The 14,242-nt window shown below is 41.8% G+C and carries 16 protein-coding genes and 1 tRNA gene; 11 read left to right on the top strand and 6 right to left on the bottom strand.

All coding sequences use genetic code 11. The features are described from left to right. Nucleotides 1–168: 168 nt before the first annotated feature. Nucleotides 169–480 (bottom strand): helix-turn-helix domain-containing protein, encoded by a 312-nt coding sequence (locus AC07E5_RS13450; RefSeq protein ID WP_104852853.1) that lies wholly within the window; start codon nt 478–480, stop codon nt 169–171. 349 nt (nt 481–829) lie between these two features. Next, a tRNA-Gly gene (locus AC07E5_RS13445) sits at nt 830–905 on the bottom strand. A 236-nt stretch (nt 906–1,141) separates the two neighbouring features. Between AC07E5_RS13445 and AC07E5_RS13440 the strand changes: the two genes are divergently transcribed. The 5 genes from AC07E5_RS13440 to AC07E5_RS13420 all read left to right on the top strand — a co-directional run bounded on the left by AC07E5_RS13440 (nt 1,142) and on the right by AC07E5_RS13420 (nt 4,038). Then, nucleotides 1,142–1,453, top strand: a complete 312-nt coding sequence (locus AC07E5_RS13440; protein WP_104852854.1) for a BolA family protein — start codon at nt 1,142–1,144, stop codon at nt 1,451–1,453. A 13-nt stretch (nt 1,454–1,466) separates the two neighbouring features. Next, entirely contained in the window at nt 1,467–1,859 is a 393-nt protein-coding gene (locus AC07E5_RS13435) for a SirB2 family protein (protein ID WP_104852855.1), read from the top strand. 101 nt (nt 1,860–1,960) lie between these two features. Next, complete coding sequence (locus AC07E5_RS13430; protein WP_070155018.1) at nt 1,961–2,797, top strand: ParA family protein; 837 nt, start codon at nt 1,961–1,963, stop codon at nt 2,795–2,797. 13 nt (nt 2,798–2,810) lie between these two features. Next, nucleotides 2,811–3,206, top strand: a complete 396-nt coding sequence (locus AC07E5_RS13425; protein WP_004970241.1) for a hypothetical protein — start codon at nt 2,811–2,813, stop codon at nt 3,204–3,206. A gap of 241 nt (nt 3,207–3,447) precedes the next feature. Continuing rightward, nucleotides 3,448–4,038 (top strand): LysE family translocator, encoded by a 591-nt coding sequence (locus tag AC07E5_RS13420; protein ID WP_131261281.1) that lies wholly within the window; start codon nt 3,448–3,450, stop codon nt 4,036–4,038. 98 nt (nt 4,039–4,136) lie between these two features. Here AC07E5_RS13420 and AC07E5_RS13415 read toward each other — a convergent pair whose 3' ends face one another. Further along, a complete protein-coding gene (locus tag AC07E5_RS13415) occupies nt 4,137–4,772 on the bottom strand; it encodes a DedA family protein (protein ID WP_096902210.1) in 636 nt (211 codons plus the stop codon). A 232-nt stretch (nt 4,773–5,004) separates the two neighbouring features. Between AC07E5_RS13415 and AC07E5_RS13410 the strand changes: the two genes are divergently transcribed. Then, entirely contained in the window at nt 5,005–5,427 is a 423-nt protein-coding gene (locus AC07E5_RS13410) for a DoxX family protein (protein WP_004970234.1), read from the top strand. Between the two features lie 224 nt (nt 5,428–5,651). Continuing rightward, on the top strand, nt 5,652–7,220 hold the full coding sequence (gene guaA / locus AC07E5_RS13405; RefSeq protein ID WP_096902212.1) for a glutamine-hydrolyzing GMP synthase: 1,569 nt from the start codon (nt 5,652–5,654) through the stop codon (nt 7,218–7,220). Between the two features lie 213 nt (nt 7,221–7,433). Here the strand turns inward: guaA and AC07E5_RS13400 are convergent, their stop codons facing one another. Then, nucleotides 7,434–8,726, bottom strand: coding sequence for a GGDEF domain-containing protein (locus tag AC07E5_RS13400; protein WP_279186123.1), 1,293 nt, complete (start codon nt 8,724–8,726; stop codon nt 7,434–7,436). A 245-nt stretch (nt 8,727–8,971) separates the two neighbouring features. Between AC07E5_RS13400 and AC07E5_RS13395 the strand changes: the two genes are divergently transcribed. The 3 genes from AC07E5_RS13395 (at nt 8,972) to AC07E5_RS13385 (ending at nt 11,128) form a co-directional block, all read left to right on the top strand. After that, nucleotides 8,972–9,919 carry a pirin family protein gene (locus AC07E5_RS13395; RefSeq protein ID WP_004970229.1) on the top strand — a complete coding sequence of 316 codons (948 nt, stop codon included), beginning with the start codon at nt 8,972–8,974 and terminating at the stop codon, nt 9,917–9,919. 32 nt (nt 9,920–9,951) lie between these two features. Then, nucleotides 9,952–10,350 carry an OsmC family protein gene (locus AC07E5_RS13390; protein ID WP_004970227.1) on the top strand — a complete coding sequence of 133 codons (399 nt, stop codon included), beginning with the start codon at nt 9,952–9,954 and terminating at the stop codon, nt 10,348–10,350. A 124-nt stretch (nt 10,351–10,474) separates the two neighbouring features. Continuing rightward, on the top strand, nt 10,475–11,128 hold the full coding sequence (locus tag AC07E5_RS13385; RefSeq protein WP_004970224.1) for a glutathione S-transferase family protein: 654 nt from the start codon (nt 10,475–10,477) through the stop codon (nt 11,126–11,128). Nucleotides 11,129–11,223: 95 nt separating this feature from the next. Here AC07E5_RS13385 and AC07E5_RS13380 read toward each other — a convergent pair whose 3' ends face one another. Next, the gene (locus AC07E5_RS13380; protein ID WP_004970222.1) at nt 11,224–11,832 is read right to left on the bottom strand and encodes an SPOR domain-containing protein; all 609 of its coding nucleotides are present in this window, start codon (nt 11,830–11,832) and stop codon (nt 11,224–11,226) included. Between the two features lie 34 nt (nt 11,833–11,866). Further along, complete coding sequence (argS, locus tag AC07E5_RS13375; RefSeq protein WP_104852866.1) at nt 11,867–13,657, bottom strand: arginine--tRNA ligase; 1,791 nt, start codon at nt 13,655–13,657, stop codon at nt 11,867–11,869. Between the two features lie 195 nt (nt 13,658–13,852). Between argS and AC07E5_RS13370 the strand changes: the two genes are divergently transcribed. Continuing rightward, nucleotides 13,853–14,134: a DUF2798 domain-containing protein gene (locus AC07E5_RS13370; protein ID WP_004970219.1), complete on the top strand. Its 282-nt coding sequence runs from the start codon at nt 13,853–13,855 to the stop codon at nt 14,132–14,134. Nucleotides 14,135–14,242 lie beyond the last annotated feature (108 nt).

The raw sequence follows: 14,242 nt of genomic DNA, 5'->3' as shown, positions 1-14,242 counted from the left end.
GGATTGGATAATCAATAGATATGGATGCTAATATACCAAGACACTCACCTAAAATACAAAAGATAATCATTTAAATCTCTAATAAATACCCACCTTGCCACTACTGAATCGACATAGACAAAATGAGCACTTATGCAAATATTTGTCTATATTTTTAGTTATAGTTAATTACTCTCCTCCGAGAAGACCTTTCCATGGGTTAGACATTAAGTCATCTTGATCTTCAATAGTGACTTTAATTTCATCATTCAATAATTGTCTAATCAAATGAACCTTATCATCTGGGATGAGCATCAGTTGAGCATTTAGTCCTGCCGCAATAATTTCTAAGGTATCTAATCGAGGATTGCCTTGACTTTCCAGTTTTTGGTACTGCTGTCTTGAAATGCCTGTACGTGATTGCATATCAACTTGCTTTAAACCCAATAGGGTTCGTCTTTTTTTGACTTGCTGTAGTAAAGACTTATTTAGTGTAGACATATTTATTGCTTTTTGGTGGTATAAGAAGCATATTAGTTGCTTTTTTATTAAGAAGCAATGACAGAAATTATTAACAGGCTCCGCGGCATCAATATTTAGGATCTAGGCAAGCTGATCTTGTTTAACATAAGCCACTTAGTAGTAGCTAATACTATCTTTTGTTTTGGAGTTTTTTTTATCTTGTATGATTGATACTTTGGAGCATCATCTACACGGTTTTTTGTTCACAGTTTTGAAAGAGCACTTTTGTAAACTTACTTTTTTAAGTATAAAAATTTCTTATGAAGTAAAATATTGAATAAAACAACAATAAAAAAGCCCCAGTCATTCAACTGAGGCTTTTAGAATCTGGAGCGGGAAACGAGACTCGAACTCGCGACCCCAACCTTGGCAAGGTTGTGCTCTACCAACTGAGCTATTCCCGCATGCGGTGTATAATACATGATGCAAAAATAGGGTCAATCCATTTATGCAAAAAATTAGCTTAATTGCATAAATAAACGACATTTTTTAGAACAACTGGCGATGAGATCGCCAAATTTAAGTAGAAAAACACGCTGTAACAGCACCAAGCACGAATGATTCTGCCAAAGTGCTGAGAATTGTATAGAACGCAGTTATACTGCTAGGCAGCCTTTAAACCATTTTGGGAAATACAATCATGAGTTTAGAACAACAATTGTTGCAACGCTTAGCTGCTTTAAATCCAAGTCATTTAGAAGTTGTGAATGAATCTGCAGGGCATGGCGGTTATTTCCCAGGAAAAGAATCCCATTTTAAAGTGGTGATGGTCAGTGATGTTTTTCAGGGCTTACGTTCGGTACAACGTCATCAAAAAATTTATGCCGCTGTGGGTGATCTACTCGCGCCAAATAAAATTCATGCGCTTGCGATTCATGCCTTTGTTGCCTCTGAGTGGCAAGGCCAAGATACGTCAAGCCCTGAATGTGCACATGCACCAAAAGATGCGTAAGGGAAGGCTATAGATGGAAAATTTATCAATGCTGAACAATATTCACGTTGCTGCAGTGGCTTTGTTGCTGTTGGTGATTGTGGTGCGTGCCATGACTTTATTTAAAGGTACATTGAACCACTCTCCAAACCCTAAAGCATGGAAAGTCTTTGTAGCTTTGCAGCATTCGGCACTCACGCTGATTGTGGTGACAGGAGTCATTGCCTTATTTCTGAAGGATTTTCAGGTCGAAGCTTGGTTTTATGCCAAAATTATTTTATTTTTTGTGATGCTTTCTTCTTTGATTAAAGCGTATAAAAAAGATGAGCGTATTTTGCTGGTGCAGCGCCGTGTTGGCTGGGGACTGGCCCTGATTGCTTTCATTGCCATTTTAGGTTTGGTTATGCTTAAACCAAGTTTTGGCTAGGGCAAGTTTAAGGATTGTTAGACACTATGCGCCAACAATCATAGCGGGTCGGTTAAACTGAACATATAACAAGAACTGAAGTCATTCAACGAGGGGCGACAATGCGCACACGTGTGGTGTTTAATCAGAAAGGTGGTGTTGGAAAATCCAGTATTACCGTCAATTTGGCTGCAATCAGTGCGCATCAGGGTTTAAAAACATTGGTGATTGACCTCGACCCGCAAGCCAACTCCAGCCAATATTTATTGGGTGATGATGCCACTTATTCTGCCGACAAGCCTGCGCTTGAACCCAACATCGAAAATTACTTTGAAGAAGTGTTGGGTGCAAATCAATCCAAAGGCTTATTAGGCAATGCTTTAGGCTCAATTTTAAAAAACCGCAGCAAAGGTTTAGAAGCCTATGTGCATCAATCGCCATTTAAAAATTTGGATGTAATCCCTGCGAGTCCGCAATTGGGCGGTTTGGCACACGCACTTGAATCGAAACATAAAATTTACAAACTGCGCGATGCCTTGCAACAATTGTCCGATCAATATGACCGTGTATTTATTGATACCCCACCTGCATTTAACTTTTTTACGCTCTCTGCCTTAATTGCGGCAGATCGGGTGCTCATTCCTTTTGACTGTGATGTCTTTTCTAAACGTGCCTTACAAAGCTTGATTGAAAATGTTTTGGAAACTCAGGATGACCACAATGCAAACTTGCAAATTGAAGGCATTGTGGTGAATCAATATCAAGCACAGGCCAAGTTACCGCGTGAAGTGGTGCAGCAACTTAAAGATGAAGGTTTACCTGTTTTGAATAGCATGTTGCCGCCTTCGGTGTTGATGAAAGAATCACATCATAAAAATTTGCCATTAATTCATTTGGCAACAGATCATAAATTGACGCAGGCCTATCAATCGTTGTTCAATGAAATTGAGCAAGCGTGATACAGAGGTAGACATGAAAACATTTGCAATTGGTCTTGTCGCGGCAAGTAGTTTATTGCTGGGGGCTTGTGCGACCACAGTGAAACCTAGCTATGTGTCGCCTACACATTATCAGGCTTTGAATTGCCAACAATTACAAAGCGAATATAACCGTATTCAGCAATATATTGAAAGCGGTGTCGAAGCGCCGAAACGTACAGGTGTTGGTGTAGGTATCGGTTTAGGCGGTGGTTGGGGAAGCCGTGGCGGTTGGGGCGTTGCACCGAGTGTTTCAGTCAATATGGGACAGTCATCCAATACTAAAAGAACAGAACTGGCACGTCTTTTAGGTGAACAAGAAGCCATTGTACAAGCAGCAAAATTTAAAGCTTGCCCGATTATTGTTAAGCCCAAACCTGTAACATCTTAAATTTTAGGATTTGCGAATATTTCGTCCGTGGTGCTGCCATTTGTGCAGCACCATTGCTTAAAAAATGTAGCAAGATAATTCAAGGTTGATCTCAATCTAATATTTTAAAAACAAAAACTTAATTTTATTTTCTGTTCTATTTATACCCTTGGGTCAGTCCTGCCAGATAGAAAAACTTGTCATTTTCAATGGCTTTCATATAAGGTGTGCTCCTATTTTTGATTTGCATGCTCTGGTGTTTATGATTGAAAGTTGGCTCTTTGTCCTAGCAATGATTGCGGTCTTGATGATTCCTGGCCCGACCAATGCGCTATTGGCAAGCTCAGCCCACCAACAAGGCATTGCCAAAACCAGTCTGCTGATTCCCGCAGAGTTTTTTGGTTATATGTATGCCATTAGTCTGTGGGCGTTATTCATTCATTTGAGTGCGCCAATTTGGCCTTATTTAATTGATATACTGCATGTTTTAAGCGCAGGCTATGTGTTTTGGATGGCTTTTCATTTATGGAAGCAGTCACATTTAGAGCAACATTGTCAAAAACACTCTGCCATTCGCCCTGCACAATTATTTTTTTCGACTTTTAAAAACCCGAAAGCCTTGTTATTTGCGGCAGGTATTTTGCCTACAGAAACATGGGATAACCCGACCAACTTTGCCATGGTCTATGTCTTATTTGGTCTGATTTTATTGCCAACAGCGTTATTTTGGATGTCTTTTGGGCGAGCAGTTTTGGCGCGAGAAACCAATAAAGTGACGGCAGATTTGTTATATAAAGGCTCGGCTTTGCTGTTGGTGGTGTGTATGCTGCCAGTGGTAGCACGTTTTTTCTAAAGATTTAGAGATTTTTGGTGAGTTGAGCACTCATCTCACCTATTTTGAATGGATAAGGGCAGCACTGTTCAACAGGCATGCCCAAAGAATTTCACAACTTAAGCAGTTTTTTTCTTGAGTTTTTGGCGAATAAAACCAATCACCCCAGGCAAGACACTTAAAATAATAATGCCGAAAATTAAATGGGTGAAATTGTCTTTCACAATTGGCATATTGCCAAACAAATAACCGAGTGTAATAAACGACGCGATCCAGCAAAAAGCGCCAATTACGTTATAGGTTAGGAAGTATTTATAATTCATGCTGCCTGCACCCGCCACAAAGGGCGCAAAGGTACGCGCAAAAGGCACAAAACGCGCAAAAATAATGGTTTTTCCGCCGTGTCGCTCAAAAAACTTCTGGGTTTCGATCAAATGTTTTTTATTGATAAAACGTGATTCCAGCTCAAAAACCCGTGGACCAATATATTTACCAATGTGGTAATTCAAGGTGTCACCGAGTACCGCAGCAGTAAACAATAAAATACCCAAAATCCACGGATCCATCACTCCTGTCGATGCAGCCAGTGCGCCTGCTGCGAACAGCAAACTATCGCCAGGTAAAAACGGCATGACCACCAAGCCTGTTTCTACAAAAATAATCAGGAATAAAATAGCGTAAATCCATACCCCATATTGGGTGATGAATTCGAGCAAATGTTCATCGACGTGTAAGATAAAATCAATCAGTTCCATGGGGAAAAAACAAGCGAAAGTGTGCCCAAATCCTAGCAGTCCACAGGCGGAAAGTCAGTATGAAAAGGTAAATAATTTTCACAGTGATTTTAGGGATGCTAGACCAGCCACATCGGTTCTTTTTCGTTGCATAGATGCAACAACATGTCTTTTAAATGCGTATTTATCCTGAATTTTGAAAAAACTAAGATGTATTTGTCTTCAAGAATGAATCAAAAATATAGGTGATCTGATGTTTAATCCAAATGTTGTGTTAAAAAGTGTGGTCGAAAAAGCAAGTGTGCAAGCCATTGTAAGTTTATTTGCACGTGCTTTTTTAGCGTATTTATTTATTGTATCTGGTTGGGGAAAAATTGCAGGCTATGATGCAACAGTGGGCTATATGCAAGCTATGGGTGTTTCAGGTTCATTGCTACCTTTGGTGATTTTGCTAGAACTTGGTGGTGGTTTGGCAATTCTATTCGGTTTACAAGCACGTGTCGTGGGTTTGGGTTTAGGTGTTTTTAGTCTTTTAACTGCATTTTTATTCCATGCTGCACCAGAAGATGCGCTGAATTTTATGAAAAATATTGGTTTGGCTGGCGGTTTCTTCTACATCATGCTTTACGGTGCAGGCAAAATAAGTCTAGACCATCTTTTGGAAGCAAAAAAGTAAGTCATTGATTTCCACATCAGCTCAACAATTTAAGCAATCTTCAAGAAGGTTGCTTTTTTTATGCCATAGAAAATGCATAGTCTTTTAAAACTTAGAGTATGTGGTCACTGCAATATCACGAAGAAAAATAGCCATTTTTAGGATTGTCTGAATAGTGTGCGCAAGGCGTGGAAAAATGCTAGAATAGCGCGCTTAATTCGTTTGCCTTTCTATAGTTGTTTGTCATGACTACCAATACTCAAATTACTGAAGATCGTATCCTGATTCTGGATTTCGGTTCGCAATATAGCCAGCTGATCGCACGTCGTGTTCGTGAAGCGGGCGTATATTCTGAAATGTATGCCTACGATATGTCGGAAGAAGACATTCGTGCATTTAATCCAAACGGTATTATCTTATCGGGTGGACCTGAAAGTGTTCACCAAGCGGGTAGTCCACGCGCACCTGAAATTGTATTTAACTTAGGCGTACCTGTACTGGGTATCTGCTATGGTTTACAAACCATGTCAGAACAACTGGGCGGTAAAGTTGAAGCGGGTTCAGTACATGAATTCGGTTATGCCGAAGTCGATATTTTGGTACGTGACAAACTGATTGGTAACTTGCAAGACCGTGAAAACCAATTGCACGTTTGGATGAGCCATGGCGATAAAGTGGCACGTATTCCAGAAGGCTTCCAAATTACTGCAAGCACGCCAAGCTGCCCAGTGGCAATGATTTCTGATGAAACACGCCGTTTCTATGGGATTCAATTCCACCCAGAAGTAACGCACACGGCTAAAGGTGCAGAGTTATTGTCTAACTTCGTACATCAAATTTGTGGATGTCGTGGTTTGTGGACACCAGAACACATTATCGACTTGCGTGTAGAGCAATTACGTCAGCAAATTGGCGATGAAAAAGTATTGCTTGGTTTGTCGGGCGGTGTGGATTCTTCTGTGGTTGCGGCATTGTTGCATAAAGCCATTGGCGATCAATTAACGTGTGTATTTGTAGACAATGGTTTGTTGCGCTTGAACGAAGGCGATCAAGTGATGCAAATGTTTGCAGAAAACATGGGGATTCGCGTGATTCGTGCCGACGCTGAACAGCGTTTCTTGGGTGCATTGGCTGGCGAAGTTGATCCAGAGAAAAAACGTAAAATCATTGGTCGTGAATTTATTGAAGTTTTTGCCGAAGAAGCACGTAAGCTGGATGGCGTGAAATTCTTGGCACAAGGTACGATTTACCCAGACGTGATTGAATCTGCAGCCAGCAAACAAGGCAAAGCGCATGTGATTAAATCACACCACAACGTGGGTGGTTTACCAGAAGATTTAGCTTTTGAATTGGTTGAACCATTACGTGACTTGTTTAAAGATGAAGTTCGTAAACTTGGCACCACTTTAGGCTTGCCACACAGCATGATTTACCGCCATCCATTCCCAGGTCCAGGTTTGGGCGTGCGTATTTTGGGTGAAGTGAAAAAAGAATATGCAGACATTTTACGTCTAGCTGATGATATTTTCATGCAGGAATTACGTGCAAGTGGCTGGTATGACAAAACAGCTCAAGCATTTGCAGTATTCCAACCTGTAAAATCAGTTGGTGTCGTAGGTGATGGCCGTCGTTATGCATGGGTAATCGCACTACGTGCCGTAGAAACAGTGGACTTTATGACTGCACGTTTCGCACACTTGCCGTATGATTTGGTTGACCGTATTTCAACGCGCATCATGAATGAAATTGCAGAGGTTTCACGTGTGGTTTATGACGTATCATCTAAACCACCTGCAACCATTGAATGGGAGTAATTCAGGGATTTCGCGAAGCACTGCTTCGTGCCTGAATTACGCCAAGCGCTATGTGCGCGGCAGTCGGGGTTTCAAGCAGCACTGCTGCTTGCCAGTTTTACGACATGAGCCCATTTTAAAGCACGGCTTTTAAAATGGGTGCAAGATGCTTGCGGCCTAGCTTTCCTCTTGCACATAAAAAAAGAGCACTCCATGTGCTCTTTTTTATGCCTGCTAAACAATCCAAGATTTAATTTCTTTTTTTACCGTAGATTTAGGGGGCTCAGGCATCCCCACATCAAAACTGATGACACAATTTCGTCCACGTTGTTTGGCTTGGTATAAGGCCAAATCGGCTTCTTTAATTAGGGTCTGTAAGTCGGTTTGTTGTGGTTTTAAACTGGATACTCCAATGGAGACAGTGAAATTAAAACATTTTTTATCAATGCACATTTCATGCTGAGCAATTTTTTGTCTTAAGCGTTCTGAAATCATCAGTGCTTCATCTAAGCTGGTTTCACTAAGCAGAGCGATAAACTCTTCACCGCCAAAGCGTGCCAAAATATCCTTGCGGCGCATTTCTTTACGAGCAATGTCTGCAATATTTTGTAAGACCCGATCTCCAATATCGTGCCCATAGGTATCGTTAATTTGTTTAAAAAAGTCGACATCAAACATTAGTAAGCAGACCGATTCAGATTTAGGCCATGCATGAATTTTGTGTTCTGCCATGTGTACAAACTGACGTCGGTTATTGAGTTGGGTCAGTTCATCGGTGTGTGCCAAGGCTTGCAAGGTATGAAAATTCCAGTCATCCAGCAAACTGCGTAAAAAGTGATGGCGGGCATTTAGGGTGTTGATCCAACTGATATACAAACTCAACAAACATACAGGGATATACACCACCATAAAAACTAAGGCATCCTGCAAATTGGTGAGGGAAATCACCCCCAAAAACATGAGTACGCTCATGACCAATGAATTGTAGACCGCAGGGCGGAAACGCACTTGAATACATAGGTTCGCCATGAGCACAAAAATGACCGAGGCATACACATAAGTGGAAATCCAAGGGCTTTGTGATTGCGACAGGATATAGAACCAAATACCGCAGCACAGTGTGGCGCTGACCGGTAAAATTAAATCTAGCAGGCGAATATCTTTGATCAATTTAAAGCAGAAATAATTGCCAATCAGCGCCAATACAACAGCACTGAGACGGAGTGTGGCCGAGAGTGTAGTGACATCTGGAATGATGAAATAATCGATAAAGAAATACAGCAGGAACGTCATTTGCCCAATGTAATTGACTTGGCGTAAATAACGACGCTGATGTAAATTCTGGTGTTGATAAAAATGTGTTTCAAATTGCGGCGGGAGTTGCGCAGCAGGGTGCTGCAATGCTTTTTCAATTGCTTGTCGGTTTTCAAGATCACACTCAGTTGTTTTTAAAAGTTTTTCTGAGGCTTCCTGATTGCTTAAAATCTTCGAACGGGTCTGTTCCCTCATTCGAGCTTTTACAGACATAGCGATATTTACTCAAATTGACAACTTATAGTGAGGATTATGCGCAAAATGCAGAAAAAATAACCTCCCTAAATTTGGGTATTTTCTCTATTTTTTTAAATTTTGGTCAAAATTATGCCATATATTTTAAGGTGTAGTTCAAGTTTGAACCATAAAAATCAGAACAACAAATTTCATCTTGCTCTTCGTTAGTGATTTACTATATTTAATAGTCAAGGAATTTACAGAAATATAAGAGGTATAGGATGAGCAACAGCAATTATACCGAGCTTTCCAATTCAGACGATTGTGATAAGTACGTCAAGCAATTTATACAGGAATTTCCACTGCGTAGTGCTGAAATTGGGCAGGGAACTTTAATTAAACGTGCTTTACCGAGTCGGCATAAACGCATGATTGGGGCATGGTGTTTTCTAGATCACGCAGGTCCTGTTAATTTTCCACAAGGTGAAGGCTTAGATGTCGGGCCGCATCCACATATTGGTTTGCAAACATTCACCTGGATGATTGAAGGCAGCATTATGCATACCGACAGTTTGGGTACTAAGCAATTGATTCGTCCCAAACAGGTTAATTTAATGACCGCGGGTTATGGTATTTCACATACCGAAGTTGCTCCCGACACCGAAACACACATGCATACAGCGCAACTGTGGATTGCTTTACCTGATGATCAGCGCAATATGGCGCCACGTTTTGATCATTACCCTGACTTGCCTGTGGTTTTGCTAGATGGAGTGGAATTTACCATCTTAGTTGGTGAATTTTTAAATACCACTTCACCAGTATTAGTACATAGTGAGTTGCTAGGGGTAGATATTTATAGTGAAACCAGCACGACAACCCGTTTGCCGCTGAATCCTAAATTTGAATATGGTTTGATGATGCTGGAAGGCACAGCCACTGTGCATGGGCATGAATTAAACGATGAAAATATGCTGGTGCTTGAACCGGGCTTAACCGAAATTCAGCTAGATTTACATGCGGGTGCGCGTCTGTTGCTATTGGGCGGTTTACCTTTTGAGTCGCCAATTTTGTTGTGGTGGAATCTCGTCGGTCGTACCCAAGAGGAACTCAGCATTGCACGTGAGCAATGGGTCAATCATGATCCTCGTTTTGGCACAATACCAGACTACGATGGACCACGTTTAGAAGCGCCGACTTTCCCCGCAAAAATGCGTGCATCAAAATAAATGATGGAATATCAATCTATAGGGAGCATCTTATGGCCAAGATTGGCACAGCACAGGTACGCAGTTTAGACACGGCATGGCAAGGTCAGATCCAAAGTGGTCAGCACCAATGGAAGGTAGATGAGCCTGAAAAGTTAGGTGGTCAAGATGCAGGTCCTGCACCTTATGATCTGTTATGTAGCAGTTTGGTCGCTTGCACCATGATTACCTTGCGTATGTATGCACAGCATAAGGGTTTGGATTTTGGCAAAATTCAGGTCGAGGCGGACTTCTTTACCAATCAGGAAGGGCAGGAGTGGATTGAACGCCGTGTGCAAACTGAAGCAGCGTTAGATGCAGAATTACAGCAAAAAGTACTGAATATCTGTCAAAAAACACCTGTGACGAAAACCTTGTTACGCAGTGTGGAAATTCGTACTGAATTGGGTTAAACCTAGAGTTGAATCCGTCTCTTATAAAAAGGCATGCAGGACATGCCTTTTTATAATGTTGCGTGAAACAGAAGATATAACAATCACTTAAAAACAGATGTAATAAAAACAAAATAGGACGTTTATGATTACTTTACACCACCTTGATCAATCCCGCTCTTTCCGCATTTTGTGGGCGCTCGAAGAGCTGGGTTTGGACTATGAAATCAAGTTTTACCACCGTCAGCCCAATTTAAGTGCGCCCAATGAATTGAAGCTGATTCACCCATTGGGTAAAGCACCAATTTTGACGGATGCAGAGCAGACCATTGCAGAATCTGCAGTCATTTTGGAGTACTTGCAGCAGCATTATGATACGCAAAGGCAGTTTAAACCGCAGCAGGCTTCAGCACAGCAAGCATATCAATACTGGATGCATTATGCCGAAGGCTCGCTAATGCCATTGTTAGTGATGCAATTGGTGATGACCAATGTGCCGCAGCATGTGCCATGGTTAGTTCGACCAATGGCGCAAAAAATTACTGCAGGTGTTAAAGCAGGGTTTATTCAGCCTCGTTTAAAAGATCATATTGCTTATTTAGAAGATTATTTGGGCAAACATGATTATTTTGCAGGGGATTTTTCTTTTGCCGATATTCAAATGGGTTTCCCGCTCCAAGCATTGCAAAGCCGTACCGGGCATCATTATCCACAGATTGCGGCTTATTTGGCACGCGTGGAACAGCGTCCTGCATTTCAGCGTGCACGCGAACGTGAGCAGCAGTTAATGCAAATCTAGCGATGATTTTTGTGAGTACATCGTTCTATAGACCTAAAAAAAGATGCCGAGGCATCTTTTTTTAATTGATTTTGGTCGATTGATAACAATGAGGCTTAGCGTTTCACGACAATTGAATCAATTCCACTATGCTGCAAAGTTTGCTGAGCAATCACTGCAGCATCGGCTGAATCATAAGGGCCTGAAATCACCCGATACCAAGTTTCACCACCTTCTACACTTTTCACTACATCTGCCGATAAACCATTCAAAATAATTTCGGCACGACGTGCATCTGCAGCATCTGGGTCGGTATAGCTACGCACTTGTAGAATATAGCTGGCTTGTACCACAGGGGCAGGCATTTCTGTCAGACCAACATTGGCTTCGCTGGCCGCTGGCGCCTCTACAGCAGCAGGCGCTTCAACAATGACTACGGTATTCTGTTGCTGTGTTTCAGGCACCGCTTGCTCAGGAATTGGGGTAACCTGTTGCTGTGGCAGCAAATCATAAAAACGATAGTCTTTGTTGGTATCTTCCTGATAATGCTCAGAATTGATTTGCCCTTTAGGCTGTACAGGTGCCCACGGTTTCCATAGCATTAAGGCTACAGCAAAACACAACACGATTAAAATCACCACGAGTGTGCCTAACCACGTTGGAATTAGTGGTTTTTTGGGCTTATTCGGTCGTTCAGATACACCGCGTTGCGTTTTTCCAAACACGTGGACTTCCTCTTGTTATGCTTTTATTTGGCTTTTACATTGTTTCTGGTGCAGAGACACCTAATAATTCTAAACCATTACGCAAGACTTGTTGTACGTTTACTGAAAGCAATAAGCGTGCTTGAGTCAAGGCTGCATCATCATTCAGAACTTTATGCTCATTGTACCAACCGTGGAACAATGCTGCTAATTCTTTCAAATAGTTACCTACCTGATGCGGTTCGTGGCTGTTGGCAGCACGTACTAAAATTTCAGGATACGCAGCCAGTTTGGCTAAAATTTCAGTTTCAGCATCTAGCTCAAGTTTAGCGGCAAACTGACGTGCAGTTGTCGCATTAAAATTCAATTGCGTAGCAGCAGCTTTTTCGAGCATACGACAAATACGTGCATGAGCATATTGAATATAGTAGACCGCATTGTCTTTACTTTGTGAAACGGCCAAATCTAGGTCAAAGTCAATGTGCTGTTCAGATTTGCGCATGACGTAATAGAAACGTGCAGCATCGTTGCCGACTTCTTTACGCAAATCACGCAAGGTCACGTACTGACCTGAACGGGATGACATTTGTACCATTTCACCACCACGCCATAAGCTCACGAACTGCACTAACAGTACCGTTAATTTTTTCGAGTCGTAGCCTAGTGCATCAATGGCCGCTTTCACACGTGAAATATAACCGTGGTGATCTGAACCCCAAATATCAATTAGGTCTGTGTAGCCACGTTGTAATTTATTCAGGTGATAAGCAATGTCTGAAGCAAAGTAAGTGGTTTGACCATTGCGGCGTTTCACCACACGGTCTTTTTCATCGCCAAATGCGGTCGATTTAAACCAGATATTGCCGTCTTGTTCGTATAGATAACCACGTTGATCTAGTGTTTGCAGAGCTTCATCAATTTTTTCAGTCAATGACGCTTCGCTAAACCATTGGTTAAAGGTGACACCAAACTCGCCCAAGTCATCTTTAATGTCGGCCAAAATAGCATTCAGCGCAGCCTGATGGAACACGCGGTAATCATCACCCAAGAGCGTTTGTGAATTGAAAATCAAACCATCAATGTGTTTTTCTTTGTCGCCCGACAAGACCACTTTGTTGCCATCGGCATCGAGTTCTGCCGCATATTGCACATCTTCAGGCACATTGTTATATACATCTGCAACAGGGCGTACATGGCGTTCACCATCCTGTTTTAAAATGCTTTGTGCGATGTCTTTAACGTAGTCACCCTGATACGCATTTTTGGGGAACACCAGCGTTTGACCTGCCAGTTCCAAATAACGCAAGTAAGTTGAAGTCGCCAAAATATCCATTTGACGGCCAGCATCATTGACATAGTATTCACGGTCAACTTTAGCACCTGTGGCTTCAAGTAAATTGGCAACCGTCATACCATAAGCAGCACCACGACCATGACCCACGTGTAGGCTTGAGGTTGGGTTAGCAGAAACGAACTCGACCTGAATGCGTTTTTCTGCATTGATTTGGCTGCGTCCAAATTGTTGTTTTTGTGCTTGAATTTGATCTAAAACACTAAAACGCTGGTCGGCATTTAAAAAGAAGTTAATAAAACCAGGGCCTGCAATCTCTGCTTTGCTGATGTCTGCAACTTCAGGCAGAGCAGCAAGAATTTTTTCGGCTAAATCGCGTGGCTTCATGCCTGCGGCTTTAGAGGCAATCATGGCAATATTTGATGCGAAATCACCGTGGCTGCGGTCTTTGGTACGGGTTAAATTACTCGTATTGTTCCAGTCAGATGGGAGTACACCTTCAGCTTGAAGGGATTGCACTGCATGATCGAGCGCTGCTTGTATTGCCGTATTCATATTTAGTCGAAAAATAGATGTGCAGAAAAACGCTAAATATAGCAAATTTCAGGGGCTTTAGGGGAGTGCAATTGTATGCTTTATCGAATTTCAGAGATTGTAGCTAAGCATGAACAAATTGCCTGAAAAATCATCCTTTAAGCAAGCAATTCATGGCATAGTATGCGGCATTCAGTGAGGCGAAAAGGCTAGAGCATGAAACAACGTGCAATGATTTTTGGCAATGTACCCAAATTACCCATGAAATGGGCCACGGTGGTAATGCCTTTCTTTTTATCATGTTTGATGAGTGGCATCATTTCGTTGATTAATATGATCCGAAATTTGGGCTGGATTGAGGGATTTTTTACCCTGTGGTTGCATAACTGGATGATTTCTTGGGCGTTTGCTTTTCCAGTCGTATTATGTGTGCTGCCTTTGGTGCGTAAGTTCACTGGCTTAATTGTAGATATGACGCCACTGCAACCACCCAAATAAATTAGGTTCGATGCCTATATAACATGGGCTATCAGAAATAAAAATCATTCAGATTTGGTTATCAAACTTCTAAATGCCCTATTTGCTGCAATTCGGGCTAAGCTAGTC

It is taken from the genome of Acinetobacter seohaensis (assembly GCF_056431365.1).
Note: the sequence above shows the minus strand (reverse complement) of the source record. Positions and strands in the feature narration are given on the sequence as shown.